The sequence below is a fragment of the Nitrincola schmidtii genome (assembly GCF_008973715.1).
GTDB classification, from domain to species: domain Bacteria; phylum Pseudomonadota; class Gammaproteobacteria; order Pseudomonadales; family Balneatricaceae; genus Nitrincola; species Nitrincola schmidtii.
In genome coordinates, this window is the sequence record NZ_WBOL01000012.1 from 93,486 (window position 1) to 115,173 (window position 21,688).

The following is a 21,688-nucleotide window of genomic DNA, read 5'->3' on the forward strand; positions in this document are numbered from 1 at the left end:
CATGTTGAGTTTAACCCATGTTAAATACTCAGTGTAGTAATGGCTAGTGACATAAAGTAGGTTTTTTGTATATGCTACAGATGATTAACACCACTTCCAGCATAATAATGGAGTTAGCTTTGTGAGCGAAAAAAAGATGGAAGATCAGGATCTAGGCTTGCCAGTGCTGATGGCGCGTCAAGCTATCTATACTAAAAGCCAGGATGTGGCCGCTTACGAATTGTTATTTAGGGATGAAGATGGCAACTTTGTGAGCGGTTTAAAGGATGACGATGCTACCCTGTCAGTGTTAGTTAACTCCTATAGTTCTCATAGTAAGGCGTCGCAATCCCCCGTTCCTTTTTTTATTAAGCTGACTGATAAGGTTATTTTAGACGATCAGTTACCTGATTTTCCTAGGCATATGTTTGTTCTGGAATTGTTGTCTCACACGGAAGTTACACCACGTTTGATTGAACGTTTAAAGGAGCTTGCTTCACAAGGTTATCGTTTGGCTTTGGCAGGCTTTGATCCATCAGACACAAGGCTTCATCCACTGCTGAAAGTTATCCATGTGTTGAAGTTAGACATTCAGCTGATAGGCTTAGATCGTATTCCTTCGTTAGTGCAAAAGCTTAAGCCATTTAACCTAGAATTGATGGCAGATAAGGTTGAAACTCAAGATGAGTTTCGACGCTGTCTTGAAATGGGTTTTGCGCTTTATATGGGTTACTTTTTGAGTAAGCCAGACTTGGTACGTGGTAAGAAGATATCGGGTAATAAGATCTTGTTGATGCAAGTCTTACATGAACTACAAAATCCTAACGCTACGGCTCAATCCGTCGAGCAAATGGCACTGAAAGATCCTGAGTTGACGTATAAAATTTTACGCGTCGTCAACTCTGCCGCCGTGAATTTGCGTCGCGAGATTAACTCACTATCTCACGCCATTGCCCTATTGGGTATGGATCAGGTTCGCCGCTGGGTTATGCTATTTCTAGCGAAAAGTGACAATGGCAAACCAACCGAGTTAACTCGAACCATGCTGGTGCGTGGCCGAATGTGTGAGTTGCTAGCTGAGATGCTCGATTACAATGATCCCATGGAGTGCTTCATCGTGGGGCTGTTATCGCAATTGGATGTGATGATGGATATGAAAATGGAAGATCTGTTAAGTGAAGTGCCGTTACAGCAGTCCGTTAAAGATGCGCTAACTCATCATCAAGGCCAGCCTGGCTTGCTTCTCAGTGAGGTTGAAGTCTATGAGCGTGGCGAATTCCGTGAATTGAAAAAGCTACTGCCGTCACAGTTTTACGAAGTCTCTTATCGTCATAGTTTAAAGTGGGCTGAACAAGTGCTGGATGTAATGCAGTAAGAAATTCGTCGTTAAGTATTAACAACATTAAAGGGGCTAACCAGACAGGTAGCCCCTTTTTAGTGTGTAGCTTAATCTAGTAGAGTCAGATCGCGAACTGCGCCTTTATCTGCTGAAGTCACCAGTTTAGCATAGGCTTTTAGCGCCGCAGAGACTTTACGAGGTCTGTCCATGGCGGGTTTCCAGCCTGATGCGTCTTGTTCTGCACGACGTTTTGCCAATTCTTCATCAGAGATCAGCACATTGATGCTGCGGTTAGGAATGTCGATACAGATAGAATCGCCATTTCTGACTAAACCTATTGCACCGCCAGAAGCCGCTTCTGGTGAAACGTGTCCAATAGATAGCCCGGATGTACCTCCAGAGAAACGACCATCGGTGAGCAACGCGCAGGCTTTACCCAGTCCTTTGGATTTTAGATAAGAGGTGGGGTAAAGCATCTCTTGCATACCTGGACCCCCTTTAGGTCCTTCATAACGAACGATCATCACATCACCCGCTTTTACTTTATCATTCAAGATATGCTCAACCGCTTGGTCTTGAGATTCAGTGATATGAGCGGGACCTTCAAACAGAAGGTTGGAATCGTCAACCCCAGCCGTTTTGACGACACAGCCATCTTCAGCAATATTGCCAAAAAGAACCGCAAGTCCCCCTTCCAGAGAGAAAGCGTTTTCAAGATTGCGAATACAGCCGTTTTGACGATCGCCATCCAGTGTTGGCCAGCGTGTGGACTGACTAAAGGCTGTTTGTGTGGGAATGCCCGCAGGACCTGCTTTGTAGAATTCCATCACTTCGGGTGTTGGGTTACGCATGATATCCCACTGATCTAGCGCTTCCGCTAGGGTGTTGCTGTGAACTGTCGGGATGTCGGTATGCAGTTTTCCAGCACGATCTAACTCGCCCAAAATGGCATAAATACCACCAGCACGATGGACATCTTCAATATGATATTTAGGTGTGTTGGGTGCTACTTTACACAGTTGCGGAACCACGCGTGATAAGCGATCAATATCGGTAAGGGTAAATTCAAGTTCACCTTCTAGCGCAATGGCCAGCAGATGCAGAATGGTATTGGTTGAACCACCCATGGCGATGTCTAAAGACATGGCGTTCTCGAAGGCTTTGTAGTTAGCAATATTGCGCGGCAATACTGACTCGTCATCACCTTCATAGTAGCGCTTAGCCAACGCAACAATTCTGTGGCCTGCCTCTTCAAATAAGCGACGACGATCGCTATGAGTGGCTAGGGTTGTTCCGTTACCTGGCAGTGAAAGCCCTAAAGCTTCGGTTAAACAGTTCATCGAGTTAGCAGTAAACATACCAGAACATGAACCACAGGTAGGGCAGGCAGAACGTTCATACTCTGCGACCATCTCGTCAGAGGCGCTATCGTCTGCGGCAATAACCATGGCATCAACCAGATCCAGCTTGTGCTCAGAAAGCTTGGTTTTACCTGCTTCCATTGGGCCACCAGAGACGAAAATTACAGGAATATTGAGGCGCATCGCGGCCATCAACATTCCCGGGGTAATTTTGTCACAATTAGAAATACAGATCAGCGCATCAGCACAGTGTGCATTGACCATGTATTCTACGGAGTCAGCGATAATGTCACGAGACGGGAGTGAATAGAGCATACCGTCATGGCCCATGGCGATCCCATCGTCTACAGCAATGGTGTTGAATTCTTTGGCGACACCGCCTGCCTTCTCAACTTCACGTGCAACCAATTGTCCCATGTCTTTGAGGTGAACATGGCCGGGAACGAATTGGGTAAAAGAGTTGGCGATGGCAATAATAGGTTTGTGAAAGTCTTCATCTTTCATGCCGGTAGCACGCCAAAGGGCGCGGGCTCCCGCCATATTGCGACCAGCGGTAGAGGTTCTGGAGCGGTACTCAGGCATTGGCTTTTCCTTAAAATCTATGCAGGTTGACAGGGTCTTTATAAGCGTAGAGCGAGTATATCAGATTCCTGTCAGGTGTCAGTCACAGGGTTTTAATAGGGTTGAACAAAACCTGACATCCACTTATGCTGCTCTTTATTTATTAGCTTTGGACTGAGTATTTATGACAATAAAAATCGACAAGAAGTCTATACGTCGAGACAAGCTACTGCGTTTTTGCATGTTTACAGGTATACCTTTAAGTATCCTCGCTGTGGCGAGTTTATGGATTGGACAATATGCTGGATCGCCCACCTTAGGAATTGTCTTTATATTGTCGGCTGCTCTAGCCGTTGTCATTGGATTGGTTTACAACGTTCGCTTTGTCATTCTTTCCATCCGTGAGGTTAAACGACAACAGTCATCAAAAGATTGATGCTTATCAACAGTAGATTTTCTCTGTTAATCATCAGTTCATTTCAGTTAGGTTAACCTGTTTGAATAATGGTGAGGTGTCAAATTAATGCAGCCGGAGGAACCCTAATGTCCGTAGGGCAAAAACATGTTTTAGGGCCAGTGTATAAGTATCTGTTGATAGCTTTGTTCTTGGTCGCAGTAACAGTGTTAGCTGAGCCTGTTACCAGTGTGAAGCAGGCAACTGAAATTGCTCAACAAGCTTATGGTGGTCAAGTGGTAAAGGCTGAAGAGACTGACGTTGAGGATAAGAAAGTTTTTGTTATTCGTGTTGTTAACGAAGGACGTGTTCGCGATGTAATGGTTGATCCTGAAGATGGCACTATTCTTAACCCTTAATATCGATGACCGAAATAATTTTGGATTGGTGGTATGAAAGCACTCATAGTTGAAGATGATCAAGATCTAAGGCGTCAGCTTTTCACTCAGTTGAGTGATAAAGGCTATACCGTAGAAGAGTGTGAAACAGGGAAAGATGCCCTGTTTCTGGGTAAAGAGTATGAGTTTGATATCGCTATCGTTGACTTGGGTTTGCCAGAGCTTTCAGGATTAGAAGTGATTCGAGGTTGGCGTGAAGCGCAACGGGATTTTCCGGTATTGATTTTGACCGCCAGAGGCCATTGGCAGGATAAGGTCGAAGGGTTAGAAAGTGGTGCAGATGATTATTTGGTTAAACCTTTTCAACCTGAAGAGTTAACCGCAAGACTCAACGCTTTGGTGCGCAGAGCTGCGGGTCACTCCAAGCCTAAGCTAAGTTTTGGTCCGCTGACATTAGATACGGTTAGCCGAGTCGTACAGCTGAATGGTGATGAGGTTCGTCTGACTAGTTACGAGTACCGTACTGTCGAATACCTGATGATGAATGCGGGTAAAACTATCTCTAAAGCTGAGTTAACCGAACATCTGTACCATCAAGACTTCGATCGAGACAGTAATGTGTTGGAAGTCTTTATTCGCCGCTTACGGCAAAAGCTCGATCCTGAGCAAACCTTACAACCTATTTTGACTGTGAGAGGTTTGGGCTACCGATTTAATCCGGAGCTAGCGTCCTCTTGATACGTCGTTATCTGCCTAAGTCGCTTAAATCGAGACTATTTTTCGCCTCTCTGGTTATTTTACCGTTTATTTTGGTGATTGCTGTTGTCATTCTCCAGCGTGCTCATTACGACAGTTTAGTCTCTTCTGAGCGCTCTCAAGCTCAGCTTCAAGTGTATCTTTTATTGGGTTTAGCAGAACTGGATGATAAAGGGCTAACCATTCCCAATATGCTACCTGAACCTGCGTTAACGCAGCCGGGGTCGGGTGTGTATGCCTTTATTAGCAATGATCAGCGCGAACTGCTTTGGCAGTCAGAATCTGCCGCTATCTTGCCTGCCAGCTTATTTGATATGACCGGCCAAAGCATTCCGGAACCAGGCCAGGTTATTTTTCGCTATCTAAAAAGCGATGGGCTTTATCTATTACAGTATCCTGTTATTTGGCTAGCCGCATCTGAAGAACGATTATTTAATATTTCGGTGTTGCGCACTGATGAGCGCTTGAAAGAACAGATGCGTGCCTTCAGTACCCGCTTATGGGGATCATTATTGGGGGTGTTAATTTTAGCCTTGAGTATGCAGTACATTATTCTTCGCTGGGGCTTGCGCCCACTCAATCGTTTGGCGGGTGATTTAAGATTGATTGAGAAAGGTGAAGCGGATCGCTTAACGGGGCGCTATCCGAAAGAAGTGCAGCCAGTGACGGATAACTTGAATCAACTGATCTTAACTGAGCGTCAGCAGCGTGAACGCTATCGCAATACCCTTGCTGATTTGGCGCATAGCCTGAAAACGCCTTTGGCGGTTATTCATGGCGCTAGTAATGAAAATCTGTCACCAGAAGCCTATCGCCGTTTAGTAGAAGACCAAACTCAGCGGATGAATCAAATTGTACAGTATCAACTTTCGCGTGCAGTGAAGAGTAAAGGTGGCTTGGCCGCCAAGCCGGTCAATGTTCGGCCGATTGTTCAACGCTTAGCGGGTGTGCTGACCAAGGTTTATACCGAAAAAAGCTTACAAATAGAAAATGACGTAGCTGAAGATGCGCTTTTTTATGGAGATGAGCGTGATTTAATGGAGTTAGTCGGTAATTTAATGGAAAACGCCTGTAAGTATGGCGAGAAAATTGTCAGAGTTAGCTCCTGTCCAACGGGCAATGGAATATTGTTATTTGTCGAGGATGATGGTCAAGGTGTGATGCCCAATCAAGCCAAAGTTATTTTAGAAAGAGGCAAGCGTATCGATACCTCTACCTCGGGTCAGGGGATAGGTTTAGCCGTTGTTGTCGATATTTTAAGTAGCTATGGTGGTGCGTTAGAGGTGGATAGCTCCCCGACTTTGCAGGGAGCTAGATTTAGAATGATGTTGCCTACGCCTAGCTTAGATTGATATTTGTTCATTAACCCAAGGGTTTGAAAAAGACCTTAGAGTTACGTTGAAAGTTGTACAAGGCTTTCTTTTCACCCGGTAACTCATCCAATGAAGCTTCTTTAAAGCCACGCTCGATAAACCAGTGAGCGGTGCGTGTCGTCAATACAAACAGCTTTGATAGATCGAGGGTTTTAGCGCGATCTTCTAAGGCAGCCAGCAGGCGATCTCCACGCTCACCACCGCGATAATGATGATCGATTGCGACACAGGCGAGCTCACCGACCTGTTCTTCATGGAAAGGATAGAGAGCGGCGCAGCCAATAATGGCACCGTCACGTTCAATTATGGTAAAGCGTTCTATTTCCATTTCCAAGCGCTCGCGTGAACGACGAACGAGTATCCCTTTTTCTTCTAACGGAGCAATCAGCTCTAAAATACCACCGACATCATCAATCTCTGCTGTACGTATCTGCTCATAAGATTCGCGCACAATCATCGTGCCGGAGCCGTCACGAGTTAATAGTTCGGCAATCAGGGCACCATCACGTTGATAACTGATCAGATGACAGCGCGGAACTCCCTCTTCACAGGCATCTGCTGCGGCTTGTAGTAATCGAGCAGTCTCTGTATGAGCCTCAGCAGGGTTTTCAATGCCAGCTAGGTACTGTGTCACCCAGCGACGCGCCGTTGCAGCAAGCAGCTCACTGCGTAAATCTCCATGACTGTCGGTAATACCGCCTTCGCTTCCAAATAGAATCAGTTTATCCGCACTCAGTGAGATGGCTGTCTGTGTAGCTACCTCTTCCGAAGAGAGGTTAAACACCTCGCCAGTGGGTGAAAAGCCAAGATTGGAAATCAAAACGATATTGTTCATATCCAGTTGGCGACGAATCGCTTGGTGATCTACACGGCGCAGTTCACCGGTGTGACCCAGATCAACACCATCAACGACACCTGCTGGACGAGCCGTGACAAAATTTCCACTACACACGCGGATTCGCGCACCATGCATTGGCGTATTGGAAAGTCCCATAGAAAACTGTGATTCCAGTAGTGTTCTTAAGACTCCCGCCGCTTCAATAGCGCACTCAAGCGTTGCCGCATCAGTGATACGTTGATGATGATGCAGTCGTGTTGGAATGCCCCGTTTTTGCAAGCGTTCTTCAATCTGTGGGCGGGTGCCAAAGACGATCACCAAGCGCACACCGAGACTGCTAAGCAAGGCGACATCATGAACGATATGAGTCAGGTTGGGATCAGCTAAGGCTTCACCACCCAGCATCAACACAAAGGTCTTGCCTCTATGCGCATTGATGTAGGGTGATGAATGTCTAAACCAGTCAATGTACTGGTCGTTATCTTGCTTACTCACTGAAGAACCTGTCCTTTAATTTAGAGGAATATGGCGCTTAGGATAAAGAAGATTATGATAGAGAGGAAGGCTCCAGCCGGTAAAGTGACAATCCAAGAGATAAAAATGGTGCCAATAATGCGTAAATTCAGTGCTGCCATGCCTCGCGCAAGACCAACTCCCAATACTGCGCCGACCAAGGTGTGTGTCGTGGAAATGGGTAACCCCGTTCCAGAAGCCACCACCACGGTAGCGGCAGCCGCTAGCGTTGCCGCAAAACCTCGGCTAGGTGTCAACTCTGTAATATTTTGACCGACAGTCGCAATCACTTTATGTCCATACATTACCAACCCGGCCACAATGCCGATACCGCCTAATAGTAAAATCCACGCAGGCATCACTGAGCGGGCAGCCACTTCACCACCGGATTGCACTACGCTAACCACCGCTGCTAAGGGTCCCACCGCATTAGCGACATCATTTGAACCATGGGCAAAGGCCATGGCGCAGGCGGTAAATAGCATCAAAATACCAAAAATCTTTTCTACATTGGTGAAATGGAAACTCTTGTCATCAGACTGTTTAAAGTGCAATTTTTTGATCATGTGAATGCCAATCAGCATGGCGATAACGCCAATCCCTGCAGAGGCCAAACTGCTTTGAGCAAAGGTCATATCCAGACCGATGTGGGTAAGACCTTTGGTAAAGGTCACCATGGCGATAATAAAGCCAACTAAAAAGATGTAGAAGGGTACAACTCGCTTAGCGTTAGCCAAAGGATCATCGGTGCTGAAAATAAAAAACTGCACGCTGCGAAACAACCAGAATGAGATAAATCCAGCGGTAACGGGTGATATCACCCAGCTGGCAACGATAGTCCAGATTTTGCTCCATTGAACAGCATCCACCGAGATACCAACGGCAGCAAAGCCGACAATCGCACCGATAATGGAATGCGTCGTAGAAACTGGCCAGCCAAAGTAGGTGGCGATCAATAACCAAATACCCGCAGCTAAAAGAGCGGACATCATGCCAAACACCAGCAGATCCGGTGAATCTGCCAAGAGTCCAGCATCAGTAATGCCACTTCTTATGGTAGAGGTTACGGCCCCGCCGGCTAAATAAGCACCTGCAAACTCGAAAATAATCGCAATGACAATCGCTTGCTTCAAGGTAATGGCTTTAGAGCCAACTGAGGTACCCATGGCGTTGGCAACATCATTCGCTCCAACACCCCAGGCCATAAAGAAGGCAAAGATACAGGCTAAAATGATTAAAATAGTACCGTGCTGAGCTAATACGTCCATAACGTCTCGCGTATTTTATCGTTATCGTGCGAGCAGCAGCTGTAAACGGCTGCCAACATGCTGTGCGTAATTGGCAAGATCACCAATATCATCAATGATTCGATACAAAAAGATCACATCGACCGGATAGATGTCTCGTTCGATCGAAAACAGAGAGTTACGGAGGGCGCGCTCATGTTCATCATTGACGTGTTCAAGCCGGTCCAATTCATCAATTAATTTTTCGGCAATTTTTACTTCATGACCTCTGAAACCAGCAGCAAGGAGTTCATCCAATTCATTAAGGGCAATGACGGCTTGTGCGGTTGTCTGAATAGAGGTGTCTAAAAAATCAACTAGTTCGGCTTGAATCGCTTGCGGAATTTGCATTTGTCGACCGAGCATCATGCCCGAAATGTCCTTAGCTCGATTGGCGACTTTATCCTGTACTCTGAGTAGGTCTAGCAGGTCACCCCGCGGTACGGGCAGAAAAAGATTACCGGGGAGGTTCTGACGAATATCCCGCTTCATTTCGTCAGCTTCGCCTTCAATCACAGCGATACAATGTTGAATGGTTTTGGCTGTTTGCCAATCATTGTTCAATACCGCTTGTAAAAAAGGCTTGAGTGCGACTGCTGCTTGTTGCGATTTCGTAAAGTGCTCTTGCATAGGTTTAAAAGGAGAGCGTGCAAACATTTTCAGGATCGGGTTATTACTCACCATCAGCGACTGGCCTGTGTTGGTTTGAAAGCCTAACCAAAAATAAGTTAGGAGACCTGTTAAAGTCTTATGAATTATAGGGGTCATAACTGAGTTTATGTAGTAAAACTGTCATAAATATGTCAATTAAGTGTCATCTACTTGATCAAGCTCAAGAGTGCTTCAGTTTGAGAATCTCTGTTATGCTAAACACTGTCCTGCCTTTACTGCGAGAGATGAGATATGTCCGAAAGTCGTTTACTTGAGTACTTGCCTTCATTGCTTCAGCCAGTTGTTGATAAATCATTAGACGCACTCCAACCCAAGCTAGTTGAGTTATCTCAGTTAACAGATGATTTGCGTGAGGAGTTATGTCGCGTTCTGGCAGTAAGCGACTTTGTGGCAGAACAATTAATCCGTCGACCTGAGTGGTTAGAACGACTGGTTGATCAGCAAGATCTGTTGAGCAGCTATACAGCAACAACCTATGTCGATCGATTAAATGCGCTATTAGAGGCCGTCAATGACGAAAATCTCCTGCATCAGCAGTTAAGACGTTTTCGTCATTATGAGATGGTCAGAATTATTTGGCGCGACTTAACACGTCGATCTGATATGCGTGAAACCACCCAAGATCTATCTCGCCTTGCAGATGCCTGTATTGATAGAACCTTGGATTGGCTTTACCAGCGTGCCTGCAAACGATGGGGGGTACCGATGTCATTCACGACGGGAGCGGAACCTGTTCCTCAGCGTCTGGTCGTTTTGGGTATGGGTAAACTGGGCGCGAATGAGTTAAACCTGTCATCCGATATCGATTTAATGTTTTGCTTTCCGTCATCAGGTGAAACGGATCATCCATCTAACCCGCTTGAAAACCAAGACTTCTTCATTCGCTTAGGGCAGAAATTGATTCAAGCACTCGATAATCACACAGTGGAAGGGTTCGTCTTTCGAGTGGATATGCGACTCAGGCCCTTTGGTTCGGCCGGTCCCTTAGCAATTAGCTTTGCGGCCATGGAGAACTATTACCAAGAGCAAGGCCGTGATTGGGAGCGTTATGCCATGATCAAGGCGCGAGTGGTTGCCGGTGATCTTGAGGCAGGGGAAGAGTTGATAAGACAGCTTCGTCCTTTTGTTTATCGCAAGTATATCGACTTTAGCGCGTTTGAATCACTGCGTGATATGAAGCAGATGATTAATCGAGAAGTTCGTCGAAAAGGCTTAGAACAGAACGTAAAGTTAGGCTCAGGTGGTATTCGTGAAGTGGAATTTATTGCCCAGGCCTTTCAGTTGATTCGTGGTGGACGAGATCGCGATCTACAGCAACGCGAATTGCTGCGAATATTACCCTTATTGCCTGACTACGTCGGTATGCCGCAAGTGGCGGTGAATGAGTTGACCGATGCTTATATTTTTCTGCGCAATGCCGAGCATGCTATCCAGGCAATCGCTGACGAACAAACACAAGAGCTACCTCAAGACCCTATCGGGCAGGCGCGCATCGCGTTAGCCATGGGCTTTGATAACTGGGAGCGTTTTTCTGAGCAATTAAGCCTGCACCGCCAAGCGGTTTCGCGTCACTTTGCCGATGTTATCGCACCTGCAGATGAAGATGAGGAAGCAATCGATGTTGCTGATGAAGCGCAATGGCTGAGTCTGTTAGCTGAAGAGTTGGATGAACAAGAAGCGCTCGCTTTTCTGTTGGGAAAAGGCTTTGCTGAACCTGAGCTGGGATTAAAGCATCTGCAAGGTTTATTACATTCCAAAGCGATGCAGATGTTGCAACAGGTGGCTAAAACACGCTTATTAAATGTATTGCCACCCTTGTTAGAAGTGGTTGGACGTTGTGATAACTCTGAAGTGACGCTAGAGCGAGTGCTTCAGCTAATTCAATCGGTTTTACGTCGCTCCGCTTACTTGGTGCTGTTAGCTGAAAATCCAGGTGCAATGCAGCAGTTAGTCAACCTCTGCTCAGCAAGTGCCTGGTTTGCGGCTTTGTTAGCGAAACAGCCGGTATTACTCGATGAGTTGATCGATCCTCGAACACTCTTTACGCCGCCCGATAAAACCCGCCTACAAGCTGAATTAACGCAGCAACTATTGCGTGTACCCGAGGATGATGTAGAGCAGTTAATGGAAACTCTGCGATATTTCCGTCATGCGCATGTGTTACGAGTAGCGGCCTCCGATATAACCGGCGCGTTGCCGTTGATGAAAGTGAGTGATTACTTAACCTGGTTGGCAGAAACGTTGCTCGAAGCCGTTTTGCAAAGTGCTTGGAAGAGTTTGGTCGATAAGCATGGAGTGCCGATGCGAACCGCTGACGAGCCATGTGACCCTGATTTTATCGTCGTGGGTTACGGTAAAATGGGCGGTATAGAGTTGTCTTACGGCTCTGATTTAGACCTTGTATTTATTCATGATGGTGATCCTGATTTGAATACCGACGGTGAAAAATCCGTACCGAATCCGGTGTTCTTTAACCGTCTTGGGCAAAAGATGATTCACCTGTTGAACACCTTTACGACATCCGGTCAGTTGTATGAGATCGATATGCGCTTAAGGCCGTCAGGCAATTCTGGCTTATTGGTTTCCAGTTTAAATGCGTTTGAAAAATATCAGCGTAATGAGGCTTGGACATGGGAACATCAAGCATTGGTTAGAGCGAGAGTTGTCGCCGGTAGCCCAGCGCTAGCGAAGCGTTTTGAGCAAACAAGAGCGGCTATTTTAATGCAGCAGCGCGACTCCACAACCCTGCTTGATGAGGTCTGTTCGATGAGAGAAAAGATGAGAGCTCATTTAGCAAATTCATCTGCGGATCAATTTGATCTTAAGCAAGATCGAGGAGGCATCGTTGATATTGAGTTTATGGCGCAGTTTTTAGTGTTAAACCATGCATGGCAGTTTTCAGATCTGGTTACTTATACTGATAACATCAGAATTTTGGATGCGATTGAAGCACATCAACTGCTGACCGCGGTAGACGCTGAAACCTTACGAGAGGCTTATCGTGTGCTTCGCTCAGTCGGTCATCGTCAGGCACTACAAGAACAATCGAATAGTGTGGTAGCGGATGCTGTGTTAAACCAGCACCGAGAGCAGGTAGTAGAGATATGGCAAAAGGTGATGCAAAGCTGATGGGCTTATTCAGCTTCTAGAGCCGAGTTTTTAAAAGGATAGGAAGGTAGGGAATGAAGGCAGAGTTGGTTACTCTGCCTTCGTTCAAGCGTTATACGCGAGTTAACCAGCCGTGTGTGTCTTCAGCTTGACCCCATTGAATATCGTTAAGAGCTTTGCGCAACTTACGCGTCGTCTCACCAACGCCACCATGACCCACAGCATATTCCTTCCCTTGATAAATGAGAGTGCCTACGGGTGCTAGAACTGCTGCTGTACCTGATAGCGCAGCTTCGCAACCAGGTTTTGCTGCACGTTCAAGCAACTCAGCAACGGTTAACTCACGCTCTTGAACATCCATTCCCATATCGCGAGCTAGGGTCAGGATAGAGTCACGGGTAACGCCGTGCAGGAAGCTTTGATCCAGCGCTTTAGTAATAATCTCATTACCATCAATCAGCAAAAAGTTAGCCGCGCCCGTTTCCTGCACGTCACCACCTGGGCAGAAGAGTACTTGATCAGCCTGAACGCTTTGACGAGCTTTCATGATCGGTTGTAAAGCGCTGGCGTAGTTACCGCCACTTTTAATCATGCCCATATGAGGAGCACAGCGCATCCCTTGGTCTTCCAGCAACAATCGAAGCGCCTTATCACCACCGGCAAAGTAATCGCCTACGGGTGATACAAGCACATAAAAGCATGACTTATCAGAAGGTACGGCTGCTTTACCGATAGCGGGTTCAGTACCAATGTGAGTCGGGCGAATATACAGTGATCCCGGAGGTGCTGGCACTTCGTCTGCAAAGCGAGCCACGGTATCTTTAATCATCTGTGCAACGACATCAGCATTCAGATGAGGTAAACCTAGTAGGTCAGAACTTTGTGAAAGACGAGCAATATTTCGATCCATACGGAAAATGTTCACTGAACCATCTTCATGGCGAAATGCTTTTAAGCCTTCAAAACAGGTACTGGAGTAATGTAAAACATGAGCGCCAGGGTGAAGCGTGAGGCTATCGCTGCTGACCATCTCCGGCACACTCCAGTTTGCACCATCAAACCAAGTGATCGCCATTTCAGGCATGAAAACGGTACCGAATGCAGCAGCCATGAATATATCCTCAAGAAGCTAGAACAGATGAATTTTTGGGTTACACCCTATAAAGAATCATCGATTGTAATCATACCGACCCCTAAAGGGAATTGTCTGGCACCTTGCTAGTGCAAATTTAAGTGGAGACTGTGGCTTTACTCGATCGGCTGGTATGATTAAGGATTATCTCGGTATAGAGTAGTGTGAGCAGTGAGTGTAGTCTGGATTATTAGTGATGGAAAACAGGGGCATTTCAATCAGTCGTTAGGACTTTGTGATGCTTTGCAACGATTGCGTCCCAGTTTGCAGGTTGAAACCATAGCGCCATTTACACCTCATCAGAATATGTTGTTGGCAATGGGCTTCGCGCTGCCAGATGAAATTTCAACTCTACACACTCAAGCACCACCCAGTATGATTGTCTGTGCAGGGCACTCGACCCATTTCACTGCACTGACACTCGGTTGGCGCTTAAAAGTCAAAACGCTGGTTTTGATGAAACCAAGTTTTCCTCCCAGTTGGTTTGATCTATGTCTGATACCAGCACATGATCAACCCACATCTGCACGGAATATTATTGCAACTCGAGGCGCTTTAAATCCTATGCGTCCTGATAGTAAAAAGCCCAATACCGGCATTATCCTTATTGGTGGACCTTCCAAGCACCACCATTGGGATGAACAAAGTTTATTCGATCAATTGAATGATATTCTTACTAAAGATCAACAAGATTGGTTAATCACTACATCGCGGCGCACCCCTGATTCAACACTAAACAGACTTTACGCTCTTCAAAATGTAACCTTTGTCCCTCATACGAAAACACCTCAAGGTTGGTTAGCAGCGCAACTGGCAACGACCGAATATGCTTGGGTGACTGCCGATAGTGTCTCAATGGTTTATGAAGCCTTAACAGCAGGGTGCGCCGTCGGCGTTTTAGACGTGCAAGAGCGCCAATCCAATAGACTAACGCGAGGGATACAAGGTTTGGCTGAAGAAGGTACAATTACCCTCTATTCCCAGTGGACTCAAAAACTGCAACTGAGTAAGTCCGGTGTATTCAATGAAGCGGATCGGTGTGCAGAAGAAATTTTAAAACGAGGATGGCTATGAGCCAATTAACATTAGATCAGATCCGATTGGGTATTATTGGATTAGGGTATGTTGGTTTACCGCTTGCTGTAGAGTTTGGTAAGTATCGCTCTGTGGTAGGGTTTGATATTAATCAATCTCGTATAGAAGAGTTAAAGAAGGCAGAAGATTCAACCTTAGAAGTGTCCTCAGAAGAACTGAAGTCCGCTGCTCATCTTAGCTTTACGAGTGATATTGAAGCATTGCAGCAGTGTAATGTTTATATAGTTACGGTTCCGACGCCAATAAATGGACAAAAACAACCAGATTTAACGCCGTTGATAAAAGCATCCGAGACTCTGGGGAAGGTCGTTAGTATTGGCGATATTGTGATTTATGAATCTACGGTTTATCCAGGTGCGACAGAGGAAGATTGTATTCCTGTTATTGAACAGGTGTCTGGACTGAAATACAACAAAGACTTTTTTGCAGGCTATAGTCCAGAGCGAATTAACCCTGGTGACAAAGTGCACCGAGTGACAACCATCAAAAAAGTAACCTCAGGTTCAACGCCTGAGATTGCGGACTTAGTGGATGCTCTTTATGGTGAAATCATTATTGCCGGTACTCACAAAGCCAGTAGTATCCGTGTCGCAGAAGCGGCAAAGGTAATCGAAAATACTCAGCGTGATTTGAATATCGCACTCGTTAATGAACTCGCCATTATCTTTAATAAATTAGGTATCGATACAGAAGAAGTGTTAGAGGCAGCGGGTACTAAGTGGAACTTTATGCCCTTTAGGCCAGGTTTAGTTGGCGGACACTGTATAGGTATTGATCCCTATTACCTAACCTATAAAGCACAAGCTGCCGGTTATATTCCAGATGTGATACTTTCTGGGCGGCGGATCAATAGCAATATGGGCGCTTATGTTGCAGATGAGCTAGTTAAAGGGATGTTACGAAAGCGTATCCATGTATCAGGTAGTCGCATTTTGATTATGGGTTTCACGTTTAAAGAAAACTGTCCCGATCTTAGAAACACTCGCATCACCGATATTCTGCATACGCTTTCTGGCTATGGTGCAAATATAGATGTTTATGATCCATGGGCTTCCGTTGAAGAAGCGCAAGCTGAATACCAGATCACACCTATTCAATACCCCGAAGACGGAACCTATGATGCCATTTTGCTAGCGGTCGCCCATGATGAGTTTAAATCCTTGGGAGCGGATGTCATTCATGCTTGGGGTAAAGATCCTCATTTACTCTATGACATCAAATATGTATTACCCGCAGATCAGGTGGACATGCGGTTATGAAAACCCTCAAGGTCGTGCAATTACTTCCCGATCTTAATGGCGGTGGGGTTGAGCGTGGTACTCTTGAAGTGGCAAAAGGCTTGGTGGATGCCGGTCACACCTCCTTGGTGATCTCGGCGGGTGGTCGTATGGTCAAGCAATTAGAGATGGAAGGTAGCCAACACATAACTTGGGATTTGGGCAAAAAGTCGCTATTTACCTTGCGACATGTTTGGGCATTTAGGAGGTGGTTAGCACATGAAAAGCCCGACATTTTACATGTCAGATCTCGTATGCCTGCTTGGGTCGCTTGGCTAGCTTGGCGAGGAATGCCAGAAAATACTCGACCACGATTTATTACCACCGTGCACGGACTCTACTCGGTTTCACCTTACAGTGAAATTATGTGTAAGGGTGAACGCGTTATTGCGGTATCCAATACGGTTTGGGGCTATATTCGCGACAACTATCCGAAAATCGATATGAATAAGGTTACCGTTATTCATCGAGGTATTGATCCAGCCGAGTTTCCACATGGATACCTGCCTTCCGTCACTTGGATGACAGAATGGAAGCAGACATACCCGCAGCTCGAGGGTAAAAAAATCCTCACACTGCCGGGACGATTGACTCGACTAAAAGGGCATCATGACTTTATCGATTTGATTAACTCACTTAAGGAACAAAACTTAGCCGTTCATGGTTTGATTGTGGGTGGCGAAGACCCCAAGCGACAAGCTTATGCACAGGAACTGTATGTCCGTGTTAAAGCCCTAGGCTTAGAAAATGATATTACCTTTACCGGTAACCGAAGTGATATGCGGGAAATTTATGCGATCTCTGATGTTGTGTTGTCACTGTCTAAAAAGCCAGAGTCTTTCGGAAGAACAGTGCTTGAAGCCATAAGTATTGGAACGCCTGTGGTGGGATATGATCATGGGGGAGTGGGGGAGATATTGGGTGAGTTGTTTCCTGAGGGTCTTGTTAATTCCATGGAAAAAAATAATTTAGTAAAATTTACAAAAAATGCGTTATCTAAAAAAACTAATGCTAAAGTTGATAAAAAAATGCTGCTTGGGTCAATGATAGAAAGAACGATTCAAATTTACTTGGGATGAACAATATTGGAAGATGTTAATGTATAAGCTTGCTAAAAGAATAAATGGTATTTCAATTGAATTTCATGAACTTGTTAGGCTTATAAATAGCGTATTGGTTTTTTTGTATTTGATACTTTTGATTGTAGGTTCTGTAAGTTCAATAACATCATTAATTCTATTGGTTACAATTATTGCGTTGCCAACTATTAATTTTAAAGAGTTAACGAAATATGATTATTTTTTCTTTGTGTCGTGGTTATTGTTTGGGTTATATCATGCATCACACATATATATATTGGAGATGCAATTAAATAGTGGTGTAGAAAAGTATTTAAAATTTATTGCTGGGGCACTCTATTACTTAATGATACGACAATATGGTTTATATGAAAAGTTCATTTATTTCGGTGCTCTTATAGGTGGAGCTATTGCCTCTTTTTTTGTAATGTATCAAGTGTACGGTTTAGATTACAGTGGACGTGTTGGCTTGGGGCATAATCCAATTTCATTTGGCACAATAATGTGTTTGTATGCAGCTATAGCAATGTGCGGCGCAAGTGTTTTTAATAATTACATGAGGTATTTTTTTATATTGGCATCATTTGTTTTTATAATTATGTCATTTTATAGTGGTACGAGAAATCTTTACTTTGTGTATGTTCTTTTGTTTTTGTATTTCCTATATCTTAACAAAGGTTTTTTTTATACGAATATATTTAGTTGGCGAGCTTATTTATTTTTAATGTTGGTATTTTTATCAATTTTAGGAATGGGTGTGTTTAATAATGATATGGTAGAGAAGAGATTTGAGAATACATATTCTGAAGTTGAGCTTATAAAGAAGGGTGATCTTAGTAGTTCTTTTGGCCAACGTTTGCAAATGTGGGATGCAGGTATATATTTGTTTAAAGAGAGACCTGTTTTCGGACATGGTGAAAACCGTCAGACACTAAGTTTGGCGCTAGAGAGTTTTCTTGAAGAAAAAGGGTACTTTAGTAATATCATGATTAGATATTCACATTTTCATAATTCATTTATTGATCACATGGCAAAGTTTGGGTTGATAGGTTTAATTCTTTATATTTTAATATTTTATTTTGCTGTTAAGGGTGTTTCTCTAGATAGAAAATCAAGTTTGCTTATAGTAGTTTTGTTAATTTATATTATAGGGTCGTTTACTAATGTTCCATTTAGTCAAAACAGAACCATGATGACATTTATTATCATGGTTGTTTGTTTGCGAGCTAGGTGTTTTGTAAAAACATGATTTATCGCTGATAAAGTCTTACTGATTTTTACAGAGTTTATACGCATGTAGAATGTTAATTCTTTCTAAGGATGTAAGGTTTCCCTCGTGTCCGGCATTATAAAATTTCACTCCATACCTCTTAGCATGATTTTGAAGAATTTTAAATTCTTCATTTCCATTCATCATATCTAGGCGTTTCATTTGTGTGATTTTATTTTGTTCATGTTCCAGGTCATCTTGAGACATCTTATATGCATATTTTTGTTTGGGGTCGTATGACAAGTCACACCCAATAATGATAATGTTTCTATACCCCAAATAAATTAATGTTTGTGCTGCAAACAAAAGAACACTTGAATCATTGCCTATTCCAGTGCTGATGTCATAATGATAGCCTCTTTTCTTTAATCCACCGTTTGTATACGGTATATGAAATACTCTATTATCTACGTAGGTTTTGTCTATATTTGGAAAGTTGTTTCTAAGAAATATTATTTCGGCATTGCAAGATAAAATTTCATCCTGGAAATTAGAGAATCTTTCTCTATCGGCAACAAAGTGATAGTTAGGTTTGCTGTTTGGAAATATTCTAAACCCACAATTAACAGTTGCGAAATCTACTTCATTATTAATCAATAAGCTGAGATCCAAATGCTTCAACGAGGGTGCATTTCCTACAAGAAAAATAGACTTGTTTTTTGCTGTATCTTTTAAAGATCTAATTTTTATAATTTGGTTTCTAAAGACTAATAGATTTAGTGCTTTGTTGGTTTTCCATTTGATCTTTCTTAAAAATTTTCTAATCATATTGTTCCATGTTATAATTAATTAATGTTATTTTTTGAGGTGAGATATGAATGATACTATATTAAGAGTCTTTATAGGATACGACCCTGTGGAGAATGTTGCTTGGCATACCATGGTGCAATCTATAATTGACAATAGTTCCATCCCAATTGCTATCATACCTGTTAATACACGGAATTTAAAGGGCATTTATAATCGTGAAAGAGATGGGAAGCAGTCAAATGAGTTTTCGTTCACTCGATTTCTAGTGCCATACTTGAGTGGATACCAAGGATATTCAGTTTTTTTTGACTGCGATATGATGCTTAGAGCTGACGTAAGCGAGTTGCTTGAGGTGATAAATAGACAACCAGGCAAAGCAGTATATGTTGTAAAGCATGATTATGTTCCAAAGAATGAAATCAAATATCTAGGAACTGTTCAGTACTCCTACCCAAGAAAAAATTGGTCCTCAGTTGTACTGTGGAACTGTTCGCATCCAAAAAATAAAATTGTAGATCCTAATTTTGTAAATAGTCAAACAGGTCTTGTTCTTCATAGGTTTAAATGGCTGGATGATAATGATATTGGAGACTTAGATATTCGTTGGAATTGGTTAGTCGGTGAGTATGAAAATCCACCTGAAGATGTCAAGAATGTACACTGGACTATAGGGGGTCCATATTTTAATGAATATAGTAATGTTCCTTATTCTGATGAATGGAGAGTGGTTAAGGAGAAAGTTGTTTATTGTAAGCAGCTAAAATAGCTGCTTACAATAATTTATTATTTGCTTATTGAAGATTGATTTTTTAATGAAAATTTTACATTGCTTATATTCAAATCGCTTAGGTGGGCTAGAACAAGCATTTATTAATCTAAATGATATGCTTTTTAGTCTTGGTCATGATGTTGAAATATTAGTACCCCTAGATGCCCCTTACCTAAAAAAACTTGAAACAGATTTCATAATTAACGATTTCAATAATGCAGGATATTATAATTTATTCTCCATTTTGAAATATAGAAAACTATTGAAAAAAATTAATCCTGATTTGATTATAAGTCACAATTCAAGAGCCACTTATGTTCTTGATAAATCAAGATTAGGGCTCAATATTCCATTAATTAGCTTTTTGCACAGTAATAAAATTCATCGAGTAAGAGGTGCGGATCATATTGTGGTACTCACGGATGACATGAAATTAAATTGTATAGAAAATGGTCTTGATTTCTATTCAATATCAGTTCTTCCTAATGTAATAAAAGATATACCTGAATTAAGATCTTATAATCCACCTAACACCGTTGGAACATTTAAAATTGGGTTTATAGGAAGGTTGAGTAAAGAAAAAGGGTTGCAGGATCTATTAGAGGCAATATCTTTAATAAAAGATAGGTTCTCTATTGAATTGCACATAGCTGGTAGTGGTGCTGATAAAGTTAAAATAGAAAGTTTAGCTAGAAAACTAGAAATTTCTGAAAGGGTTTTTTTCTCTGGGTGGGTTGATGATGTTCAAGATTGGATAAATTCAATTGATTTAATTGTTGTACCCTCAAGAAGTGAAACATTTGGAATAGTAGTTTTAGAAGCTGCTGCATACGGATGTCCAACTATTGCAACCAATGTACCAGGGCCAGCCAGTCAAATAACAAATGAAGTTGATGGTTGGTTAACTGAACCTTGTTCCCCTAGTAGCCTTGCCGATACGATTGAAAAAGCTCTTCTAGATGTAAAATCATGGCCAAAAATACGAAGATCTGCTTATGCAAGAGCTCATAAATATTTATTTGAATATCGTTTATCTGATTTGAGTAATATTCTTGACAGATTTTAAAAAAACTACTTAATTTTCTTTTTTTGTTTGTATGTAGTTTCGTAATATTTTATCTGTCTTAAAAATCGACTATATGCATAATTCATCGCGTAGATGTAACCAATTAACCCTTGTCTCCAGTAGCCTTTTAAGAAATAGCGCTTCAAAAACGATAACCAAAACTCTAATACAATTCTGACCTTGGAAGGCTTTCTGCCTTGGTTAATCATGTCTTCTACTTGAGCAGATGAATAGGCATTCATCTTTTCTACTCTATGAGAAAAATCTCTTATAGATGCATGGGCAATTTTTCCATTCAGTTTATCCGTAATAGCATCGTCCTGCATAATAACACGGTCATGAACAGGGCTTTCGCTATATCGTCCCTTTGACTTTTTATAGAGACGTATGGGCTTGTAAGGAGTCTTAGGGTTAAGTTTGTTACTTAGGTAAATGATGTCATGAATAGCAATGTGATAACCATCGGCTAATTGCTCCGGCTTTTTGAAGAGCGCTAATATTTCGTCCTTAAGTTCAACTGTTACTCTTTCGTCAGCGTCTAAATTGTATGCGCCCATAAAACAGCACCTACAATTTAAGAATTAATCGCTTCAAACTACCTCCATCACTTTTAATCGATGGAGGTCGGTATGAGCAACCAAACCAAGCAACACACCTGGCAACAGATTATTT

At 43.0% G+C, this 21,688-nt stretch carries 19 protein-coding genes; 12 read left to right on the plus strand and 7 right to left on the minus strand.

The features are described 5' to 3' along the window. Positions 1–121: 121 nt before the first annotated feature. Positions 122–1,354, plus strand: a complete 1,233-nt coding sequence (locus F7R24_RS11525) for an EAL and HDOD domain-containing protein (protein ID WP_240776096.1) — start codon at positions 122–124, stop codon at positions 1,352–1,354. 71 nt (positions 1,355–1,425) lie between these two features. Here F7R24_RS11525 and ilvD read toward each other — a convergent pair whose 3' ends face one another. Beyond that, positions 1,426–3,261 carry a dihydroxy-acid dehydratase gene (gene ilvD / locus F7R24_RS11530; RefSeq protein WP_151671405.1) on the minus strand — a complete coding sequence of 612 codons (1,836 nt, stop codon included), beginning with the start codon at positions 3,259–3,261 and terminating at the stop codon, positions 1,426–1,428. Positions 3,262–3,424: 163 nt separating this feature from the next. On the opposite strand from ilvD, the gene F7R24_RS11535 reads away from it, so the two are divergent. The 4 genes from F7R24_RS11535 (at position 3,425) to F7R24_RS11550 (ending at position 6,140) form a co-directional block, all read left to right on the plus strand. Further along, on the plus strand, positions 3,425–3,676 hold the full coding sequence (locus F7R24_RS11535; protein ID WP_151671406.1) for a hypothetical protein: 252 nt from the start codon (positions 3,425–3,427) through the stop codon (positions 3,674–3,676). A gap of 107 nt (positions 3,677–3,783) precedes the next feature. Continuing rightward, positions 3,784–4,053: a PepSY domain-containing protein gene (locus F7R24_RS11540; protein ID WP_168926822.1), complete on the plus strand. Its 270-nt coding sequence runs from the start codon at positions 3,784–3,786 to the stop codon at positions 4,051–4,053. 33 nt (positions 4,054–4,086) lie between these two features. Then, complete coding sequence (locus F7R24_RS11545; protein WP_151671408.1) at positions 4,087–4,770, plus strand: response regulator transcription factor; 684 nt, start codon at positions 4,087–4,089, stop codon at positions 4,768–4,770. Further along, a complete protein-coding gene (locus F7R24_RS11550) occupies positions 4,767–6,140 on the plus strand; it encodes an ATP-binding protein (RefSeq protein WP_151671409.1) in 1,374 nt (457 codons plus the stop codon). The genes F7R24_RS11545 and F7R24_RS11550 overlap by 4 nt, the downstream gene beginning before the upstream one ends. 10 nt (positions 6,141–6,150) lie before the next feature. On the opposite strand, the gene argA is transcribed toward F7R24_RS11550, so the two are convergent. From argA to F7R24_RS11565, 3 genes are read right to left on the minus strand one after another with little or no spacing between them, the layout of a single operon-like run. Beyond that, complete coding sequence (gene argA, locus F7R24_RS11555) at positions 6,151–7,494, minus strand: amino-acid N-acetyltransferase (RefSeq protein WP_151671410.1); 1,344 nt, start codon at positions 7,492–7,494, stop codon at positions 6,151–6,153. A gap of 20 nt (positions 7,495–7,514) precedes the next feature. Further along, positions 7,515–8,780, minus strand: a complete 1,266-nt coding sequence (locus F7R24_RS11560) for an inorganic phosphate transporter (protein WP_151671411.1) — start codon at positions 8,778–8,780, stop codon at positions 7,515–7,517. A 21-nt stretch (positions 8,781–8,801) separates the two neighbouring features. Beyond that, entirely contained in the window at positions 8,802–9,482 is a 681-nt protein-coding gene (locus tag F7R24_RS11565) for a TIGR00153 family protein (RefSeq protein ID WP_151671412.1), read from the minus strand. A gap of 219 nt (positions 9,483–9,701) precedes the next feature. Here F7R24_RS11565 and glnE point away from each other — a divergent pair, with 219 nt between their 5' ends. Continuing rightward, positions 9,702–12,599, plus strand: a complete 2,898-nt coding sequence (gene glnE, locus F7R24_RS11570) for a bifunctional [glutamate--ammonia ligase]-adenylyl-L-tyrosine phosphorylase/[glutamate--ammonia-ligase] adenylyltransferase (RefSeq protein ID WP_151671413.1) — start codon at positions 9,702–9,704, stop codon at positions 12,597–12,599. A 91-nt stretch (positions 12,600–12,690) separates the two neighbouring features. Here the strand turns inward: glnE and F7R24_RS11575 are convergent, their stop codons facing one another. Then, positions 12,691–13,689 carry a branched-chain amino acid aminotransferase gene (locus F7R24_RS11575; RefSeq protein ID WP_151671414.1) on the minus strand — a complete coding sequence of 333 codons (999 nt, stop codon included), beginning with the start codon at positions 13,687–13,689 and terminating at the stop codon, positions 12,691–12,693. Between the two features lie 192 nt (positions 13,690–13,881). Between F7R24_RS11575 and F7R24_RS11580 the strand changes: the two genes are divergently transcribed. Genes F7R24_RS11580 through F7R24_RS11595 form a run of 4 tightly spaced genes read left to right on the plus strand, consistent with a single transcriptional unit; the run spans position 13,882 to position 18,410 of the window. Further along, positions 13,882–14,784: a mitochondrial fission ELM1 family protein gene (locus F7R24_RS11580; protein ID WP_151671415.1), complete on the plus strand. Its 903-nt coding sequence runs from the start codon at positions 13,882–13,884 to the stop codon at positions 14,782–14,784. Further along, positions 14,781–16,064, plus strand: coding sequence for a Vi polysaccharide biosynthesis UDP-N-acetylglucosamine C-6 dehydrogenase TviB (gene tviB / locus F7R24_RS11585; protein ID WP_151671416.1), 1,284 nt, complete (start codon positions 14,781–14,783; stop codon positions 16,062–16,064). The genes F7R24_RS11580 and tviB overlap by 4 nt, the downstream gene beginning before the upstream one ends. Further along, on the plus strand, positions 16,061–17,161 hold the full coding sequence (locus tag F7R24_RS11590) for a glycosyltransferase family 4 protein (RefSeq protein ID WP_151671417.1): 1,101 nt from the start codon (positions 16,061–16,063) through the stop codon (positions 17,159–17,161). Before tviB ends, F7R24_RS11590 begins: the two co-directional genes overlap by 4 nt. Positions 17,162–17,180: 19 nt before the next feature. After that, positions 17,181–18,410 (plus strand): O-antigen ligase family protein, encoded by a 1,230-nt coding sequence (locus F7R24_RS11595; RefSeq protein WP_168926823.1) that lies wholly within the window; start codon positions 17,181–17,183, stop codon positions 18,408–18,410. Between the two features lie 18 nt (positions 18,411–18,428). Here the strand turns inward: F7R24_RS11595 and F7R24_RS11600 are convergent, their stop codons facing one another. Beyond that, entirely contained in the window at positions 18,429–19,199 is a 771-nt protein-coding gene (locus F7R24_RS11600; protein WP_151671419.1) for a 6-hydroxymethylpterin diphosphokinase MptE-like protein, read from the minus strand. A gap of 46 nt (positions 19,200–19,245) precedes the next feature. On the opposite strand from F7R24_RS11600, the gene F7R24_RS11605 reads away from it, so the two are divergent. Beyond that, a complete protein-coding gene (locus F7R24_RS11605; RefSeq protein ID WP_151671420.1) occupies positions 19,246–19,947 on the plus strand; it encodes a glycosyltransferase in 702 nt (233 codons plus the stop codon). Between the two features lie 46 nt (positions 19,948–19,993). Continuing rightward, a complete protein-coding gene (locus F7R24_RS11610; protein ID WP_151671421.1) occupies positions 19,994–21,016 on the plus strand; it encodes a glycosyltransferase in 1,023 nt (340 codons plus the stop codon). Between the two features lie 5 nt (positions 21,017–21,021). Here F7R24_RS11610 and F7R24_RS11615 read toward each other — a convergent pair whose 3' ends face one another. Next, the gene (locus F7R24_RS11615; protein ID WP_151671422.1) at positions 21,022–21,573 is read right to left on the minus strand and encodes a glycosyltransferase family protein; all 552 of its coding nucleotides are present in this window, start codon (positions 21,571–21,573) and stop codon (positions 21,022–21,024) included. Positions 21,574–21,688 lie beyond the last annotated feature (115 nt).